Raw genomic sequence first — 18330 nt, forward strand, 5'->3', positions numbered from 1 at the left:
CTAACAGGCAGGGACGTACAGCATGACCACTTCGCAGAAAACTGACGAACCGCTGGCCGTGCAATGGGCGGAACGAATTACAGCAATTCTTGAAAAACCCTGGCTGCGCATCGCGATACCCATTGTCATAACCGGTATCGCCCTGACCGTTTTGCACGAGTTGTCGGCGCATGTGAAATGGTCTGATGTACAAGGCGATATCGCGGCGACGTCCTGGAAACTGATGTTCATTGCGCTGTGCTGGACGGCGTTCAGTTTCTTGTCCTTGTCACTTTATGATGTGTTTGCCGTGCAAAGCGTAGCTGAGGGCGAAGTGCCCTTGCCGGTGGCCGGAATGGCTGGGGCGAGTGGTTACGCCGTATCAAATTGCTTGGGTTTTTCTTACATAACCGGCACTGCGATCCGTTATCGGATCTATGCGTCGCTTGGTCTGGATCTGGGGCGCGTGGCCGGGGTGATTGCGACCTCGTGGGTCGCGTTCTGGATGGGGTTGGTTTTAATTCTGGGTCTACTGTTGACCTTTCATCCTGATGGAATTTCCAAGGTGGTGCCGGTCAGCACAACGGTGGAAACCGCCATAGGGCTGAGTTTGCTGGGGGCGCTGGTTTTCGTCTTCATTTGGTTGTCCAGCGGTGGCAGACGGTTTTCATTGGCAGGTGTGGGATTCAACTTGCCGGGCGGAAAACTCGCTAGTCTTTTGACGCTGGCGGCGATCGGTGATCTGTTTGGCGCGTCTATGGTGCTGTATGTCCTGATGCCGGATGATCTGGGCGTTGGCTACCCGTATTTCTTCACGATTTACATCGCGGCCATTGCTGTGGGCATCCTCAGCCATGCACCGGGTGGGATCGGTGTGTTCGAGGCAACGCTGATCGCTGGGCTGGGCGCGTCAGGACGGTCGGATGTTATTGCAGCGTTGTTGCTGTACCGGGTGACTTACACTTTCATTCCGTTTGCAGTGGCCAGCCTGTCGATTGCTGTGGCGTCGGCACTGACACAACGCCACCGGATCAGCGGGGCTGCAACCTGGGTGTACCGCGCGATCCGACCAATGGTGCCGATTGTTGCGGCCGGTGTCGCAGCGGTGGCCGGTGTGATCCTGCTGGTGTCAGGAGCGCTGCCTGCAGGGTCACAGAACCTTGGTGTTTTAAAAGATGTTCTGCCGCTGTCCTTTGTCGAGGCCTCGCATCTGGTAGGCAGCGCCATTGGTGTTCTGCTTTTACTGGTTTCGCGCGGCTTGTTCCGCAAGCTCTACCGTGCGTGGGTGGTGGCGATGTTGTTGATGGCGGCGGGCTTCTTCGCCTCGCTTGCCAAGGGTTTGGACACGCACGAAGCGGTGTCGATGTTGGGAACAATAGGTGTTTTGGCCCTGTTCCGTGGAGCGTTTTACAGGGTCAGCGGCGCTTCGATTTTCCGCCTGAACATCCCATGGCTGATCAGTGTTGTTGTGTTGCTGGCGGTCATTTTCTGGATAGGGCTGTTCGCGTATTCCCACGTGGAATACCAAAACGCTTTGTGGTGGGAGTTTGCCTGGAATGGCGACGCTTCGAGGTTCTTACGCTCGAGTCTTGTTGTGGCTGTGATAGTGGGCATTGTGGCCGTGAACTCTCTGTTCGGACGCGAAATTCCAATACCACAACGCACCGAAATCCCCGAGGTTGTCGAACGGTTGGTGATGGAGAGCGAGGATACCGAGTCCCAGATTTCGCTGACAGGCGACAAGCAATTCCTGATCTCACCGGATGAAACGGCCTTCATTGCTTATGCTGATACAGGCAACGCGGTGATCTCAAAAGGAGAGCCAGTAGGGGATGAGGTCGCAGGCCGCCAATTGATTTGGCAGCTTCGGGAAATGGCGGATCGTGAAGGAAAGCTGTGTGCGTTCTATAGTGTTTCGACCAAGTATTTGCCGACCTTCCTGGATCTGGGTCTATCGATCCTGAAAATAGGCGAGGTAGCGCGGGTGCCGTTGCAAGATTTCTCGCTGGACGGAAAGTCGCGCAAACGGTTCCGGCAAGCCAAGAACAGGGCCGAGCGGGAAGGCTATGTGTTCGAGATTATCCCAAAGGAAAAACTGGCACCGGTTTTGCCAGAATTGCGCGAAATTTCAGATCATTGGCTGGAGCAAAAGGCCGGTGCCGAAAAAGGATTTGCGCTTGGTGGATTTGACGATCAGTACCTGTCTTATTTCGACCATGCGGTATTGCGCGATGGAAACACAGGCAAGATCAAGGCCTTTGCCAACCTGTTTCAGGGCGGCAACAAATCCGAGCTGTCGCTGGACCTGATGCGCTATGAGCCGGACAGCCCCAGCTTTGTGATGGACGCGCTGTTTGCCGAGATGATGGTTTGGGGTTCGGAACAGGGCTTTCACTGGTTCTCGCTGGGGGCTGCGCCGTTTTCGGGCATCGAAAACCGGCAACATGCCTCGCTTTGGAACCGGATAGGCGGGTTCGTCTATGAGCATGGCGAACAGTTTTATCATTTCGAGGGCTTACGCAGCTTCAAGCAGAAGTTCGACCCGGAATGGAGCCCGAATTATCTGGCCAGCCCCGGCGGGTTGGCCGCGCCGCGTATCTTGTATGAGGTCAACATCCTGATCTCGGGCGGGCTGCGCGGGCTGACAAAGTAGGATCAGTTCAGGCTGGCACCGGTTGGGGTTTTCTGCAGCAGATCGCCCCAATCGGTACGATAGGCCATTTCGGCCAACACGGTCTCGGGCAGAAACTCCTGATTTTGACGGATTTGCCAACCGCCGCCCAACCCTTTGTAAACCGCGACCAGATTGCTGGACACTTGCTGACGCGCTTCGATCAGATTGGCTTGTGAGCGCAGAAGAGCGGTTTGCGTGTTCAGGATACGCGAATAGCTGGCAATGCCGTCCGTGTATTGGCTGACCGCAATCTCAGCCGCCTTGCGCGAGGCGTCGACGCTTTGCTGATAGAACCCAACCTGTTTACGTGCCTGAGCATAAGCGACCATGGCGCTTTCAACCTCGGAATACGCGGTCAGAACGGTATTCTGGTAATTGGCGATCAGCGCTTGATAGGCGGCATCTTGTGCGCGGACATTGTTCTTGATGCGGCCATAGTTCAGCACGTTCCAGACGACGCCAGCGCTGGCGAGACCTGTGGTGCTGTTGCCGCTGAACAGGTCGCGCCCGCCCGAAGCCTGTAGGCCAATCGAGCCGGACAGCACGAATTGCGGATACAGATCCGCCATCGCGATACCAACTTGCGCGGATTGCGTTGCTGCAGCCAGCTCCGCGGCCCGCACATCCGGGCGGCGGCGCAGAAGTTCGGCGGGTACACCCACAGCCACATTTGTCCGCGCGGACGGGATGCGGCCCGAGTTCCCCAACAGGCTGGTCATCCGGGACGGCGTGACACCCAGCAGCACGGCCAGGGCATTCTTGGTTTGTTGCAAGTCACTTTCCAACTCGGGCACCAAGGCTTTGGTGTTGTTGAGCAGGGCGGTGGACTCCTGCACGTCCAATTCGGTGGTGACACCGTTATTGAAACGCAACTGGGTCAGATCTGCAGATTCCTGCTGCAACTTGATGTTATCGCGGGCGACCGCCAAAGATTCCTGTAACGCGCGGATATTGACGTACAAAGCAGCCACATCCCCGGTCAGTGTCACCAAAGCGTCGTCGTAGTTGGCCACCTGAAGTGCCAGATTAGACCGCGCGGCTTGCACCCCGCGCCGCTGTGCGCCCCAGACGTCCAGCTCCCACTGGGCATCGAAGCCGACTTGCGAGGTCGAAAATTCCGTATCCAGCGGAATGATGCGGTTGATATCGGCAATGGGTCCAAGATTGTCGCTGATCTGCCGTCGTTGCAACGACCCGCCAATGGCCTGCGATTGCGGATAAAGTTCGCCGAACGCGATGCCCAACTGCGCACGGGCCTGCAACACACGCGCACCGGCGACTTGAAGGGTCAGGTTTTGCGCATAAGCTTCGGCAATCAGCCTGTTGAGAGTCGGGTCATTGAACGTCTCCCACCATTTCACCACGGGTGCGCTGCGCGATGTCAGGCCGCTTTGGCCGGTGCTGGGGTTGTTGACCTCGATCCATTGCTTCACGACCGGAGAGTTCGGGCGCACGAAATCCGGCCCCACGGGCGCGCAGGCCGCGAGGGTTGCGGCGCAAATGGCAGTTCCTAGCAACCGGCGGAGTGTCATGTTACGCATCCTCAGATATCCAGCGGTCGGATGAAGTTGGCAAAGGAATAGAGGCGAATGTTGATACGCCTCAGGAACTCAAAGCTTTTTCCCTGGCCGGTATAGATCGCAACGGCGGCATGGCCGCCCGCTGGGAAAGTGTGCCCCTCGGGTAAATCGACATTGATCTGCACCGCAATTCGACCTGGCAGCTTGGGCAATTCGAAGCCGGGCAGACGTCCCGAAGGAAGGTATTGCCCCTGCCGGGTCGCCCACCAGATTGCCTCGACCTTGCCGGTCAGAATTTCACCGGGATAAAGATCTAGTGCTACCTCAACCTCTTGACCCGGCTCGACAAATTTGAGGTTCTGTTGACGGAAGGTGGCTAGGATATAGGGGTTGTCCTCGGTTACGAAACTGGCAATCGCGCCCAGGCGGACGTCACCGACAACCAGGCCGGGACGCGCCTGTTGCGAGACGATCATCCCGTTTTCAGGTGCGTAGATGGTGGTGTTTTCCAGAAAATACTCAGCCTCGGAAAGTTGCGCCTGCGCTTGGAGAATGCCGGTGTTCACACCGTCAATCTGCGACTCCAGCGCCAGCTGAGCCTTGTTCAAATTGGCCTCGGCCTGTTTTACGCCGGCTTGATCTTCGGCCACTTGTTCGTTCCAACGGTCCAGCTCGTCCTGCCGTGCGCCACCGGCCGGGACCAGGTTTTCATACCGGGCCTGTTCGGTTATTGCATAGGCCAGTTGGGCATTCGCCCGCTCAACAGCTTCGGTTTTGGCGATGACATCCTGTTCCAGAATTTTGGCGTTTTGCTCGGCCGCGACCAGTTGCGCCTTGGCATTGTCGACTGCCAGAGAAAACACAGTGTCATCGAAGCGATAAAGCGGGTCACCCTTGGTCACTTGAGTGTTCGGCTCAACCAGTACCTCGGTCAAAATCGTGGGCTGCGTCAGTTTGGGCACGATCTGTATCGTTGAACGCACTACATGGCTGTCTGCCGAAAAGGGCTGAAAGAAGCGCAAAGCCACAAGAAAGATCAGCAGCAGGTGTGCACCCACCCAGAACGAGACGATGCCCCAGGCAATGTTGAATTTCAGCAATTCCAGCTTGAAGAAAATGAGCCAGACAAAAATGATGTAAAAAAGAGTGATGCCAAGGGCGACGAACATGGGTCTTGCTTTCCTTCGGCCTTAGCCTTGCTGGGTGTCGTCTGTGTCCAGACGATCCTGATATTCCGGCTTTACCTCACCGCCCAGACGTTTGATTTCATCGCGAATGGCGTCTTTCTCTTCGTCCGGACCACGGCGCATGTCGACGGTGACACCATCGTGGAACGCCCACATAAAGGCGTGGACCCAGGGCACGACAGCCAGAAACCCCATCCATCCCATAATCTTGACGGCTTCGGCGTGGGGATGATTGCGTTTGATCGCGATCCGTCCCGGAAGTCCCATGAGGAACAAAAACACCGCCATCACCGCCGCAAGCAGCAGGATCAATGCTACAAATGTCAGGTAGTCGTAATAGCCCAAAGGCTGGCCCAATAGTCCCATGTTGCCTCCTGCCGGGGTGCGGGTCCCGCTGGTTGTTTTCTGGGGGTTGGTCGGCGCGTTTTGTCACCGGGCTTGGCAAAAATAACCTAACTCGGGTGTATCACCGCCCAGGTTCCCCATCCCTGCAATGATCACTTTGAGGCGATACTGTCAGGCCATTACTCGTCTGGCAAGAACAGGCAGGAAAAAGACACGGATAAATTACGTCAATCGGCAATGTGCAGCGCCGTTTTCCAGTCTGCGCATTTTTGACCTAGCTCGTCGGGCAGGTGCTTATCTGTATAGAAACTGTCGATCTCGCTGAGCGAGGCAATCCGAGCCGGAGCAGAGCGTTGGAATTTTGATTGATCAGCGACCAAACAGGTGCGACGCGCCTGAGCGATAATGGTTTGGCTGACCTGAACCTCCTGAAAATCGAAATCCAGCAGATCGCCATCGCTATCCAGGGCCGAGCATCCAATAATGGCCAGATCGAATTTGAATTGCCGGATCGTCGACACAGTCAAGTTTCCGATCAACCCGCCGTCAGCCCGTCGAAGCACGCCACTGGCCATCACGATTTCGCAGTCCGGGTTTTCAATCAGGATGCTGGCGACGTTCAAATTGTTCGTCACAACCATCAGGTTCTTGTGGTTCAGCAATTGCCGGGCCACAGCCTCGGTTGAGGTGCCGATATTCATGAAGATCGACGCCCCATCCGGAATATCTTCGGCGCAGGCTTTCGCGATGCGGGTTTTAGCATCTGCATTCAGGGCACGGCGGTCTTCATAACCGATATTAGAGACACCAGACCGCAAGACCGCGCCGCCGTGGACTCGGTCAAGCTTGCCCGCATCCGCAAGTTCCGTCAGATCGCGCCGGATCGTTTGTACGGTAACGCCAAATCGTTCGGCCAGCCCCTCAACCGTGACGCGCCCCTCAGAGCTGGCGATATCCAGAATATCGGATTGGCGAAAGGAAAGAGACATGGGGTGGGTCCAAGGTAATGCGCCCTTTCGTTTTTGTTCTTTTAGGTGAATTTGGCAAGAAGCGCTGCGAGATTTTCATACCAGCGTTGCAAAAAGAAAATAAACGAACATAAACGTTGACCATACGAAGAACATTCTGGCTAATGCGCCTGATCATGCCTGGCGGGGAATCATTGGACATGCAGTCGACAAACGACCAGATCAACGACCTTTTCATCATTGGCGGTGGCATCAATGGCTGCGGTATTGCCCGAGACGCCGCTGGGCGGGGCCTTTCAGTGGCGCTGGCGGAAATGAACGATCTGGCATCGGCCACATCTTCGGCCTCGACCAAACTATTTCACGGCGGGTTGCGGTATCTGGAATATTTTGAAATCCGTCTGGTGCGCGAAGCGCTGATCGAGCGCGAAACTCTACTGCGGGCCATGCCGCATATCAGCTGGCCGATGCGCTTTGTGTTGCCATATCACAAAGATATGCGGTTTGACTCCGAGACGCCAACATCGCGCTTGCTCAGCACAGTGATGCCGTGGATGCGGGGGCGGCGTCCGGCATGGCTGATCCGGTTGGGTTTGTTCCTGTACGACAATCTGGGCGGGCGCAAAATTCTGCCCGGAACCACGTCTCTGAACTTGCGCTCGACGCCGGAAGGGGAGCCTCTGCAGGATAAGTTCGAGACAGCCTATGAGTATTCAGATTGTTGGATCGAGGATTCCCGGCTGGTGGTTCTGAACGCGCGGGATGCTGAGGCGCGTGGTGCACAGATCATGGTGCGGACCGAGGTGATCTCGGCCGAACGGGTGGGCGATATGTGGGAAGTGACAGTACGGGATCGCGACAGCGACCAGACCCGTGTGGTAAAGGCGAAAATGCTGATCAACGCGGGCGGTCCGTGGGTTGGCGACATCATCCAGACGAAAATCCGCGTGAACTCGCGCGAGGGTGTTCGGTTGGTACGTGGCAGCCACATCGTGACACCCAAATTGTACGATCACGACAAGTGTTACTTCTTTCAGGGCGAAGATGGCCGCATCATCTTTGCCATTCCATATGAGCAGGATTTCACCCTGATCGGCACCACCGATCAGGATCATTCGGACCCGTCCACCAAGCCGGTTTGTACCGAGGCTGAGCAGGAGTATCTCTGCGCCTTCGCGTCGAAATACTTCAAACGCACTGTCACTCGTGATGATGTTGTATGGACCTATTCCGGTGTGCGCCCGCTGTACGACGATGGGGCCAGCAGCGCCACTGCGGCGACGCGGGATTATACGCTGAAGGTCGATGCGCAGGGTGGGGCGCCCGTCTTAAACGTGTTCGGCGGCAAGATTACCACCTACCGCAGGCTTGCTGAAAGCGCGCTGGAGAGGGTGGCCGAGTTCTTTCCGGACCTGCCCGGTCCCTGGACAGCAGGTGTCGCTTTGCCCGGAGGCGACTTTCCAGTAGATGCCGTCGACACCCTGAAAAGCGACCTTCTGGCAGAATTCTCGTTCCTTACCGCAGCCTGGGCCGCACGCTTGATCCGCGCATACGGCACTGAGGCGCGTGATGTTCTGGGCGGTGCAAAACAGGCCGCTGATCTGGGCGAAGACTTTGGCGCAACCTTGACCGCGCAGGAGGTCGCTTGGCTGATGGACAAGGAATATGCGCGCACCGCTGATGACATTGTCTGGCGGCGCAACAAGCTGGGTCTTCGTCTGAACAAGGATCAGATCGCGCGGATCGATGATTGGATGGCCGAGCGCCGCGCCGCGTGACAGAGGTTGCAAGCCTCTTGGCGGTGGACTCCTGTTGTGTTAGCCCTTGGAGACGGTCGGCAGACACCGAGGCGCCGCTGCTCTGGTTCAGAGTGCTAAACCTGCCTGTGAGACATGATTGACATTGCAACACGCAGGGCGTTGCGTCGTCAGGTCAGCGGCCAACGAATGCGCAGAACGCCCGATGTGGATGTGTGATGAGCAAAACGCCAGTCCCCTTACATCTTGATGATCTGACCCCGTTCGTTCGGACCTTGTCCAACCAACTGGGAGACGCCAGTCCCTCGCACCTGACGCTGATGAACATGGTTGCGCGCGCAGCCGGGTTTCAGAATGTGCAACATATGCGGGCCGACAGTGCGGCCAGCCGCAGGCTGCAGAATCGGTCGGATCCACCGGCACCCAATGCTCGGTTGGTTGAACGCACGCTTCATCTGTTCGACACAGAGGGCAGGTTGAGGCAGTGGCCTTCGAAGCGTTCGGTGCAAACCCTTTCGCTTTGGGCGCTCTGGGCTGCTGTACCGTCAGGCAGGACATTGCATGAGGCTCAGGTTAACGCGTGCCTCAATGCAGAGCATTGTTTTGACGATCCGGCAACTTTGCGCCGTACGATGATTTCCTGCGGGTTGCTGACGCGGCGCAAGGACGGATCAGAGTATCGCAGGGTTGAACAAGAACCACCCGTCGATGCCAAACAGGTGATCCACGATATCGCCAGACGACGGCGTGAAAGATCGCAGTAAGAAAAAAGCCCCGCGGTTGCTGCGGGGCTTTTTGGATCATGCGGCGGTCTCGGACGGGCCGGGATCGTTCTTGCTGCCTTTCAACCATTCTCGCGTGCTCTGCATCAACGCGTAGAGCACTGGCACCACGATGACACCGATCACGGTTGCAGCCAGCATACCGCCAAACACGGCAACACCAATCGCCTTCTGACTTGCGGCACCCGCGCCGTTTGCAGCCAACAGGGGAACAACACCCAACAGAAAAGACAAGGCTGTCATCATCACGGCGCGGAACCGCTGGAAAGCAGCCTCTGCTGCGGCATCTTTGATCGACAAACCTTTGGCGCGTTGCTCCATCGCAAATTCAACGATCAGAATACCGTTTTTCGATGCCAGCCCCACAAGCATGATCATCCCGATCTGCGTGTAGAGGTTGATGTCGCTGCCCACAATCGCCACGGCTGCCACGGCCCCGAACAGGGCCACAACAACAGAAAGAAGGATCGAAACAGGCATCGACCAGCTTTCGTATTGCCCGACCAGGAACAGGTATCCAAACAAGATCGCAAGCCCAAGGATGATGATCACCAAACTGCCCGAGGCCAGCTGTTGCTGCGCCGTGCCGGTCCATTCGAACGCATAGCCGGGGGGCAGGGCGGTTGCGGATTCTTCCGTCATCACCGTGATGGCGTCACCACTTGACAGACCCGGCGCTGGCACTGCCGTCACCGTGGCCGAGCGGAACAGGTTGTGGCGTTTGAGCAGAACCGGACCAAGCACGTTTTCCACATCAATCAGCGTACCCAGCGGAACCATATCGCCTTTTTGCGACCGGACATACAGGTTGGCAATGTCTTCGACATTGTCCCGATAGGAACCATCTGCCTGAATCATCACGCGATAAACGCGACCAAACAGGTTGAAGTCGTTGACATAGTAGGACCCCAACTGTGCCTGCATCGTTTGGAAAACCTCGGCCACCGAAACATCCAGAGTCTTGGCTTTTTCTCGATCAAGATCGACAAAAAGCTGTGGAACGTTGGCGCGGAACGTCGTGTAGGCCTGCGCAATCTCGGGCCGCTGGTTCGCAGCGTAAACGAATGACCCCACGGCTGAGGCCAGATCCTGTGGTGAGCCACCACCCGTTTGCTGCACTTCCATCTCGACGCCAGCCGACATGCCCAAACCTTGAATGGGCGGGGGATTGAAGGCCACGATCGAGGCCGCGGATTCGGCGTTGGCGATCGCAAGGACCTTGGCCAGGATTGCATCGGCGCTCAGGTCTTCTTCCTGACGCTCCGCCCAGTTATCGAGGTTCACAAATATCGCGGCACCGTTGGTGGTTGTGCCGTTCAAAAGCGAGAACCCGTTGACCAGAACTGTGCTGGCGACTCCGGGGATTTCTCGTATCTGATCGTCCAGACGCGCCGTCACGGTTTCAGTCCGTTCTAGAGTCGCGGCGTCAGGCAGTTGAACGTCAACAAAGAGATAGCCGTTGTCTTCAAGCGGGATGAACCCGGCCGATGTGTTCGACATGATCGTGCCGGTGCCCAGACCCAGACCGACTACGATGGCCAGCGCGATGGCAGGAAACACCAGCAGCTTACGCACAATGGCGACATAGCCGTTTCGCATCGTACCGATAAACCCTTCGAACACCGCCAGCAGCCCTTTGGGCGGGCCTGAACGTTCCCGCAGAACCAGACCGCACAGGGCAGGCGATAGCGTCAGCGCGTTGATGGATGAAATCACAACTGCGGTCGAAATGGTGACAGCAAACTGCGAATACAGTCGCCCCGAGATGCCCGGCATGAAGGTAACAGGCACAAACACGGCCAGCAGAACCAGCGTGGTTGCAATGACCGGGCCGGTGATTTGGCCCATCGCCTTGCGGGTTGCTTCGGCGGGGGGCAGCCCTTCGTCTGCGATGATACGTTCAACGTTCTCGACCACAACGATAGCGTCATCCACCACAATACCGATGGCCAGGACCAGCGCGAACAGCGAAATCGTGTTCAGCGACATGCCAAAGGCCAGAAGGAATGCAAATGTCCCGATCAGCGACACGGGGATGGCGACCGCAGGGATGACCGTCGCACGCCAACTGCCAAGGAAAATAAACACAACCGAGATCACAAGGATGAATGTCAGGATCAGAGTCGAGACGACGTCGTTCAGGGATGCCTCGACAAAGTCGGTGGTGTTGAACGGCACTTCATATTCCACGTCTGTCGGGAACGCGCGGGACAAGCGTTCCAACTCTGCCTGCACGCGCTCGGACACCGCCAACGCGTTTGCACCGGGTGCTTGGTAGATGCCAATCACCGTGGCCGGAACTGCCTGAAAAAAGCCTGAGGCCGAATAGAACTGCGCCCCAAGCTCCGTCCGGGCGATGTCCTTGACGCGCACGATAGCGCCGTCAGCTCCGGTACGGATGACAATGTCCGCGAATTCATCCGCCGACGTCAGGCGACCCTTGGACTTGATTGTATATTGAAACGTTTGCCCTTCAGGGACCGGAGGAGAGCCGATTGAGCCCGCAGACACTTCGATGTTTTGCTCACGGATCGCGTTGATGACGTCACCTGGTGTGATGGACAGGGCTGCCATCTTGTCCGGGTCCATCCAGATCCGCATGGCGTATTCAAGGTTGGTCAGGACGTCCGCCTTACCCACGCCCTGCACACGCGCCAGCGCGTCACGCAGGTTGATTGAGGCATAGTTTGACAAAAATACGCTGTCATAGGTGCCATTGGGCGAGGTCAGCGTGACCAGCATCAGCATGTTGGTCGAGGATTTCTGCGTGACCACACCCGAAGACGTCACCTCGGTTGGCAACGAAGACATGGCCTGCGCAACGCGGTTCTGAACGTTCACCGAAGCGATATCAGGGTCAGTGCCGACCTCGAAAGTGACGTTCAGCGAGTAAGATCCGTTGTCCGAAGACGTGGACGTCATGTAGATCATGTCGTCCACACCGTTGACCTGCGCTTCGATTGGTGCAGCGACGGTATTTTCAACGGTTTCGGCGTTGGCGCCGGTGTAGGTGGTTGTAACGCTGACGACCGGTGGCGTAATATCGGGGAACTGCGCGACAGGCAGAACCATATAGCCGATGCCGCCCATGATGGTCAGCACCAACGAAATGACAAGCGCCAGCTTTGGCCGGCTGATGAACAGGGCTGAGAACATCAGTTATTCTCCCGGCTGCTCAGAGGCCACGACCGCGTCAACGGCCACGCCGGGGCGGACCCGCTGCAGGCCCTCGACAATCACACTTTCGCCTTCACGCAAACCGTCGGTCACGATGATCGCGGTGCCAACCGTGTCGCCGGTGGTGATGTAGCGTTGCTCGACCATCTGTTGGTCGTTGACCACCAGAACAAATTCACCCCGCTGATCGCGTTGCAGCGCGGCCTGAGGCACCAGTACCTGCAAGGTGGGTTCCAGCGCTTCGATCTGAACGTTCACAAAGGCACCATCCAGGATCAGACGATCGGTATTGTCGAATTGCGCCCGGACGGTGATAGCGCCTGTTAACGGATCGATGCGGTTGTCGACAAACACGATCCGGCCAACCTCATCCAATTCGGTGCCATTGGGCAGAATGACATGCACATTGGGGCTCTGCGAGCTTTCCGCCAATGAAGCGGAACTTTCGCCGTAGGTTTGCAAAACCGATGTAAACAGCTTTTCGTTCAGCGAAAAGTTCACGTAGATCGGCGTTTCACTCACGATATTGACCAGCGGTGGGTTAGTTGGCCCCACAACGTCACCCACGCTGGTGGTGATGCTGCCGATACGCCCATCGAACGGCGCGTGGATTTGCGTATAGCTCAGGTCCAGTTCAGCCTGCTGGATCGCTGCGTTTGCGGCTTTGACTTCGGCCTCAGCCACCAGTTCGTTGGCGCGGGCAATGTCGCGTTCCGATTCTGGTGTGGCGTCGCGCTTATACAGCTCTTCTTTCCGGGCCAGATCGACCTTGGCCAGTTCCAGATTTGCCTCGGCCCGGTTCAGATCGGCCTTGCGGGCTTCAAGCGTGGCCTCATACAGATCGGGCTCAATCGTGAACAGAAGATCACCTTCCTTGACGGTTGCGCCGTCCTCGACCTCGCGGCTGTTGAGAAACCCATTCACACGGGCGACAATGTCGACGTTGTTGATCGCTTCGGCGCGGCCGATAAAGGTGGCTTCGTCGGTAATCTCTTCAGTGTAAGCTGCCGAAATCGACACTTTCGGAGGCGCGCTTTCTTCCTGGGCGGCGAGTGGAGACGCCAATCCCACAGACAACAGCACAAACGCTGCGGCCAATGGCCTGCTGGTCCGGGTGGAAGAAAAAAGTGCTGGGGACATGGCGAAAGCCTCGTGCGTGACGGTAAGAAATAATGCCGGGCGCACCGCGTAGGAGGCCCGAGTCGGAAGAGCTTAATGTCAGGATGACTTTTTTGCGGTAGTTTCTCAAGCGCGATGAATCCGGAACCGGCCAGAGTCAGCGCAGAATATTTCAGCGCTTTGGCTGGTTTAGAAGTTTGCTTTGCTTTTACCGGAAAGAAAAACGGGGGCCATATAAGCCCCCGAAGATTGATTGCATTGAAAGAGGGTCAGGTGCGTGTGCCTGCAAATTTTTCCTGCCAGTCTTCGCGTTGTTCATCTGTGATTTTCGCGAATAGAACATCCGGTACAGTAAATGCGTGACCAGCGGGCAGGGCGTCCAATGCCGCGGCCACGTCTTCGGGCCAGCCCGTGTCCAGTGTGTTCATGGCGCTAAGCATACGGGCCGCGGTGTCAGGTACGAACGGTGCGCTGAGCACAGCGTAAAGACGGATCAGGTTCAAACCCAGACGCACCTGAGCGGCGGCCTGTTCAGGATTTTCCTTGAAGGTCGACCATGGGGCCGCTGCTTGAAGGTATTCATTGCCCGCCACCCAGATCGCCCGTAGCTCCTGCGCGGATTTGCGAACTTCCATCGCTTCCATATGGCCTTCATAGGCGCGGACGCGGCGAGTCAACTCGTCGATCAGGGCGTTTTCGCGTTCCCCGTAGCTGCCGCCCTCAGGCACAGCTTCGCCAAACTTCGAGCGGCAGAACTTGGTTATCCGGCTGACAAAGTTACCTAAAACATCGGCAAGGTCCTTGTTCACCGATTGCTGGAAGTTTTCCCAAGTGAACTCACTGTCGCTGCTTTCAGGCGCATGGCTCAGCAGCCACCAGCGCCAATAATCGGCGGGCAGGATCTCAAGCGCCTGATCCATGAACACACCGCGCCCCTGGCTGGTCGAGAACTGGCCGCCATCATAGTTCAGGTAGTTGAAAGACTTGATATAATCGACCAGCTTCCAGCGCTCGGACGATCCGGTGTCTTCATTGTGCGAATTTGTGCCCAGGATGGTGGCTGGGAAGGACAGGGTGTGGAAGGGCACGTTGTCTTTGCCCATGAATTGCACATAGCGTACGTCATCCGCGCCCTTGTCGGTGCGCCACCAGCGCTCCCAATCGGCATCGGTTCTGCCGCCGGCATCCGCCCATTCCTTGGCGCAGGCGATGTATTCGATGGGTGCATCGAACCAGACATAGAAGACCTTGCCTTCCATGCCGGGCCAGTCCTGATCTCCTTTTTTGACCGGAACACCCCAGTCCAAGTCGCGGGTGATGCCCCGGTCTTGAAGACCGTCGCCATCGTGCAGCCACTTCTTGGCAATCGAGGTTGTTAGAGTTGGCCAATATGGGTTCTCTTTAAATCCCGAAAGATCTTCGGTCTTAGTCAACCCTTCGTTATCTCCTCCCAAAAACTCATTTCTAAATTTGGGTGGAATTTTGGTATCGATCCACGCGTCCAACTGGTCTTTCATCGCTGACTGGCGCAGATACAGATGCTTGGTCTCGCGCACCTCAAGATCGGTCGAGCCGGAAATGGCAGAGCGCGGGTTGATCAGATCGGTCGGGTCCAACTGCTTGGTGCAGTTCTCGCATTGATCGCCACGCGCGCGGTCGTACCCACAATTGGGGCAGGTGCCTTCGATGTAACGGTCGGGAAGGAAACGGCCATCTGCGTTGGAATAGACCTGTTTCTCACTAACTTCGCGGATCAGTCCGGCGTCATCCAGTTTTCCCGCAAAATGCTGGGTCAGGCGCTTGTTTTGTTCGCTGGACGAGCGGCCAAAGTGATCGAAGCTGAGGCCAAACCGGTTGGCGATATCGGCCTGAACCGCATACATATCTGCGCAATATTCGGCCACGGGCTTGCCCGCCTTGGCCGCCGCCAGTTCCGCTGGCGTGCCGTGTTCATCCGTGGCGCACAGGAACATGACCTCATTCCCACGGCCACGCTGGTAGCGTGCATACAGGTCGGCAGGCAATTGCGAGCCGATCAGATTGCCGAGGTGCTTGATCCCGTTGATGTAAGGGATCGCCGAGGTGATGAGAATCCGAGCCATTTTGCGTGTCCACGTAACTGTCTGCGCGCTCGTCTACCTTATGTAACCCGCCAGCAAAAGGCCGGGTTTTGCATCGTTACCCTGAAATGCCACGATCCCACCAAAAAACGGCCCATCCTTGGAATACAGATTGCAGCCCGAAGGACGCAGACACTACCCATAGGTTGAAAACAGAATCACAACCTCTTGTAATTTAACAATCGTAAACCATATTAAATGTATACAAAAGTATACAATAACGAGGGCACATTGCTGATGTTCGACTTCCTGCTTGAGGGTGCATTCGTGCCCTTTACCATGGCGCTTGCGCTGCTGTTTGGCCTGCTGGCCCTGGAGCTGATCGCTTTGGTGCTGGGTGGAAGCCTGCTGGCAGGTGAAGGCGAAGTCGATCTGGATGCTTTAGACGTCCCGGATCTGGATGTCGCGGATTTCGATCTCGACATCGATGCCGACATAGATTTGGGCGAATTCGAACTGGCCGAGATTGAGACGGACGTTCCTGATGCTGTTGCTGCCGGGCCGATGGCTTGGTTGGGGATTGGCAAGGTGCCATTCATGATCTGGCTTGTTGTGTTGCTGGCAGGGTTTGGTCTGTCGGGCATCGGCCTGCAATTGGCGCTGCGCGATTTGTTGGGCTTTGACCTGCCTAGCTGGATGGCCGCAATCCCAGCAGGTGCGTTTGGCCTGTGGTTCGCACGTGGCTTTGGCGCGGTCTTTGCCCGCCTGTTGCCCAAGACCGAGACCGAGGCGATGTCCGAACGGATGCTAGCCCGCCGCCGCGGCGTGATCTCACAAGGAACGGCGTCTCGCGGACGCCCCGCCGAGGTGCGCGTTATGGACCGGTTCGGAAACACGCATCACCTGCGCGCCGAGCCGCTGCAAGACAAAGACATCCTTGAGCAAGGCACCGACGTTCTGGTGCTGCGTGACAGACGGCGGGACCGGTTCGTTCTGGTCGGCTTGTCGGACTAACCAAATTACCAACTCTTAAATCGGAGGATTTTGCATGGAAGTTTCATTCCTGGCCATTACGGTCGTCACCATTCTGGCCGTCCTGTTATTCATCGGCCTTGTACTTGGCCGCCTTTATAAACGCGCGACCCGCGAAGTGAGCCTGGTGAAAACCGGGGCGGGCGGTAAAAAAGTCATCATGGATGGCGGTGTGGTCATTGTGCCGTTGCTGCATGAGGTCAGCCCCGTGAACATGAAAACCCTGCGCCTTGAAGTGCAGCGCAGCGGTGAAGCCGCGCTGATCACTCAGGACCGCATGCGCGTGGATGTGGGCGTTGAGTTTTACGTCTCGGTCATGGCGACAGAAGAGGGCATTGCCCGCGCCGCGCAGACACTGGGCTCGCGCACATTCGACGTCGAACAGCTGCGCGAGATGATCGAAGGCAAACTGATCGACGGCCTGCGTGCCGTGGCCGCCCAGATGACCATGGACGGACTGCACGAAAACCGCGCTGACTTTGTGCAAGAGGTGCAGAACGCAGTGTCCGAGGACCTGTTGAAGAACGGTCTGTCGCTCGAATCCGTCTCTCTCACCGCGCTTGACCAGACACCGTTCGAAGCGCTGGACGAGAACAACGCCTTTAACGCTGTGGGTATGCGCAAGCTGGCCGAGGTGATTGCAGCCTCGAAAAAAGAACGCGCGCAGATTGATGCGGATGCCGAGGTTGAAGTACGTCGTGCCGCGATGGAGGCCGAGCGTCAGAAACTGCTGATCGAGCAGGACGAGGCGCAAGCGCGGATCGAGCAGACCCAGAAGGTCGAAACCCTGCGCGTCGCGCAAGAGGCCGAGATTGCGGCGCGGACCGAAGACTCAGTACGCGAAACCGAACGTGCCCGGATCGCCCGTGAAGAAGCCATCCGCGGGGCCGAGATCGAACGCGAGCGCAAGATCCGTGACGCTGAGATTGCGAAAGAACGTGAGATCGAAGTCGCGGAACAGGAGCGTCAGATCATCATCGCGCAGAAATCGGAAGAAGAAAGCCGCGCACGTGCATCTGCTGACCTTGCCCGGGCCGAGGCGACAAAGGCGACCGAGGCCGTCGTGACCGCCCGTGAAGTGGCCGAAGCTGAACGCCAGAAGCAGATCGTATTGATCGAAGCGACGCGTGAAGCCGAACGTCAGGCGACTGCGATCCGTCTGGCCGCGCAAGCCGAGAAAGAGGCTGCCGCCGACCGTGCCGAAGCGCGTCGTGAAGAAGCTCAGGCGGAAGCGGATGCGCTGAACATTCGCGCCGAGGCCAAGAAGAACGACATGCTGGCCGAAGCGGAAGGTAAGCGCGCGATTGTTGAGGCCGACAATGCCTTGTCCGCCGCGCAGATCCGGATGAAGGTTGATATGGCGCGGATCGAGACGATGCCGTCAATCATCTCGGAAATGGTGAAACCGGCCGAGAAGATCGACTCGATCAAGATCCATCAGGTCGGTGGCATCGGTGCCGGTGCATCAGGCGGTGGAGCGGCCAACAGCGACAAGCCGGTGGTCAATCAGGCGTTGGACTCGATCATGGGCATGGCTGTGCAGATGCCCGCGCTCAAGAAGCTGGGCGAAGAGCTCGGGCTGTCGATGGAAAACGGTGTCGGCGGTGTGGTGAACGGCGCGCTAGAGGCGACGCCAGAACCCGCAGACACGGTCGAGATCGTCGAGGAAGAGACGTCGCCGACTCAGTAAAAACGAACAAAGAACAAATGGGCCGGGAATTTCCCGGCCC

General features: G+C 57.3%; 12 protein-coding genes. 5 read left to right on the plus strand and 7 right to left on the minus strand.

Annotated elements, in window-relative coordinates:
- The first annotated feature begins 22 nt into the window (after window positions 1-22).
- Complete coding sequence (gene mprF / locus ACR0EV_RS03445) at window positions 23-2632, plus strand: bifunctional lysylphosphatidylglycerol flippase/synthetase MprF (protein WP_480798799.1); 2610 nt, start codon at window positions 23-25, stop codon at window positions 2630-2632.
- A 2-nt stretch (window positions 2633-2634) separates the two neighbouring features.
- On the opposite strand, the gene ACR0EV_RS03450 is transcribed toward mprF, so the two are convergent.
- The 4 genes from ACR0EV_RS03450 to ACR0EV_RS03465 all read right to left on the minus strand — a co-directional run bounded on the left by ACR0EV_RS03450 (window position 2635) and on the right by ACR0EV_RS03465 (window position 6694).
- Window positions 2635-4185, minus strand: a complete 1551-nt coding sequence (locus tag ACR0EV_RS03450) for an efflux transporter outer membrane subunit (protein ID WP_480798800.1) — start codon at window positions 4183-4185, stop codon at window positions 2635-2637.
- Window positions 4186-4196: 11 nt separating this feature from the next.
- Window positions 4197-5342 carry an HlyD family secretion protein gene (locus tag ACR0EV_RS03455; RefSeq protein ID WP_480798801.1) on the minus strand — a complete coding sequence of 382 codons (1146 nt, stop codon included), beginning with the start codon at window positions 5340-5342 and terminating at the stop codon, window positions 4197-4199.
- 21 nt (window positions 5343-5363) lie between these two features.
- Window positions 5364-5726 (minus strand): DUF3302 domain-containing protein, encoded by a 363-nt coding sequence (locus tag ACR0EV_RS03460; RefSeq protein ID WP_480798802.1) that lies wholly within the window; start codon window positions 5724-5726, stop codon window positions 5364-5366.
- A 206-nt stretch (window positions 5727-5932) separates the two neighbouring features.
- Window positions 5933-6694, minus strand: coding sequence for a DeoR/GlpR family DNA-binding transcription regulator (locus ACR0EV_RS03465; RefSeq protein ID WP_480798803.1), 762 nt, complete (start codon window positions 6692-6694; stop codon window positions 5933-5935).
- Window positions 6695-6873: 179 nt separating this feature from the next.
- Here ACR0EV_RS03465 and glpD point away from each other — a divergent pair, with 179 nt between their 5' ends.
- Both glpD and ACR0EV_RS03475 read left to right on the plus strand, forming a co-directional pair.
- Window positions 6874-8451: a glycerol-3-phosphate dehydrogenase gene (gene glpD, locus ACR0EV_RS03470; RefSeq protein WP_480798804.1), complete on the plus strand. Its 1578-nt coding sequence runs from the start codon at window positions 6874-6876 to the stop codon at window positions 8449-8451.
- 197 nt (window positions 8452-8648) lie between these two features.
- The gene (locus ACR0EV_RS03475) at window positions 8649-9194 is read left to right on the plus strand and encodes a DUF2087 domain-containing protein (protein WP_480798805.1); all 546 of its coding nucleotides are present in this window, start codon (window positions 8649-8651) and stop codon (window positions 9192-9194) included.
- A 36-nt stretch (window positions 9195-9230) separates the two neighbouring features.
- Here ACR0EV_RS03475 and ACR0EV_RS03480 read toward each other — a convergent pair whose 3' ends face one another.
- The 3 genes from ACR0EV_RS03480 to ACR0EV_RS03490 form a co-directional block, all read right to left on the minus strand.
- On the minus strand, window positions 9231-12368 hold the full coding sequence (locus ACR0EV_RS03480; protein ID WP_480798806.1) for an efflux RND transporter permease subunit: 3138 nt from the start codon (window positions 12366-12368) through the stop codon (window positions 9231-9233).
- A 3-nt stretch (window positions 12369-12371) separates the two neighbouring features.
- Window positions 12372-13529 carry an efflux RND transporter periplasmic adaptor subunit gene (locus ACR0EV_RS03485; RefSeq protein WP_480798807.1) on the minus strand — a complete coding sequence of 386 codons (1158 nt, stop codon included), beginning with the start codon at window positions 13527-13529 and terminating at the stop codon, window positions 12372-12374.
- A 248-nt stretch (window positions 13530-13777) separates the two neighbouring features.
- A complete protein-coding gene (locus tag ACR0EV_RS03490; RefSeq protein WP_480798808.1) occupies window positions 13778-15610 on the minus strand; it encodes a methionine--tRNA ligase in 1833 nt (610 codons plus the stop codon).
- 216 nt (window positions 15611-15826) lie between these two features.
- Between ACR0EV_RS03490 and ACR0EV_RS03495 the strand changes: the two genes are divergently transcribed.
- Both ACR0EV_RS03495 and ACR0EV_RS03500 read left to right on the plus strand, forming a co-directional pair.
- Window positions 15827-16582: an OB-fold-containig protein gene (locus tag ACR0EV_RS03495; protein WP_480798809.1), complete on the plus strand. Its 756-nt coding sequence runs from the start codon at window positions 15827-15829 to the stop codon at window positions 16580-16582.
- A 34-nt stretch (window positions 16583-16616) separates the two neighbouring features.
- Complete coding sequence (locus ACR0EV_RS03500; RefSeq protein WP_480798810.1) at window positions 16617-18290, plus strand: flotillin family protein; 1674 nt, start codon at window positions 16617-16619, stop codon at window positions 18288-18290.
- Window positions 18291-18330: the final 40 nt, after the last annotated feature.

Source organism: Ruegeria sp. CF8, assembly GCF_056537285.1.

Coding starts and splice junctions, on each gene's coding strand:
- ACR0EV_RS03450 (WP_480798800.1), bottom strand. CDS start 4,185: ATGACACTCCGCCGGTTGCTAGGAACTGCCATTTGCGCCGCAACCCTC.
- mprF (WP_480798799.1), top strand. CDS start 23: ATGACCACTTCGCAGAAAACTGACGAACCGCTGGCCGTGCAATGGGCG.
- ACR0EV_RS03480 (WP_480798806.1), bottom strand. CDS start 12,368: ATGTTCTCAGCCCTGTTCATCAGCCGGCCAAAGCTGGCGCTTGTCATT.
- ACR0EV_RS03495 (WP_480798809.1), top strand. CDS start 15,827: ATGTATACAAAAGTATACAATAACGAGGGCACATTGCTGATGTTCGAC.
- ACR0EV_RS03475 (WP_480798805.1), top strand. CDS start 8,649: ATGAGCAAAACGCCAGTCCCCTTACATCTTGATGATCTGACCCCGTTC.
- ACR0EV_RS03500 (WP_480798810.1), top strand. CDS start 16,617: ATGGAAGTTTCATTCCTGGCCATTACGGTCGTCACCATTCTGGCCGTC.
- ACR0EV_RS03490 (WP_480798808.1), bottom strand. CDS start 15,610: ATGGCTCGGATTCTCATCACCTCGGCGATCCCTTACATCAACGGGATC.
- ACR0EV_RS03460 (WP_480798802.1), bottom strand. CDS start 5,726: ATGGGACTATTGGGCCAGCCTTTGGGCTATTACGACTACCTGACATTT.
- ACR0EV_RS03465 (WP_480798803.1), bottom strand. CDS start 6,694: ATGTCTCTTTCCTTTCGCCAATCCGATATTCTGGATATCGCCAGCTCT.
- ACR0EV_RS03455 (WP_480798801.1), bottom strand. CDS start 5,342: ATGTTCGTCGCCCTTGGCATCACTCTTTTTTACATCATTTTTGTCTGG.
- ACR0EV_RS03485 (WP_480798807.1), bottom strand. CDS start 13,529: ATGTCCCCAGCACTTTTTTCTTCCACCCGGACCAGCAGGCCATTGGCC.
- glpD (WP_480798804.1), top strand. CDS start 6,874: ATGCAGTCGACAAACGACCAGATCAACGACCTTTTCATCATTGGCGGT.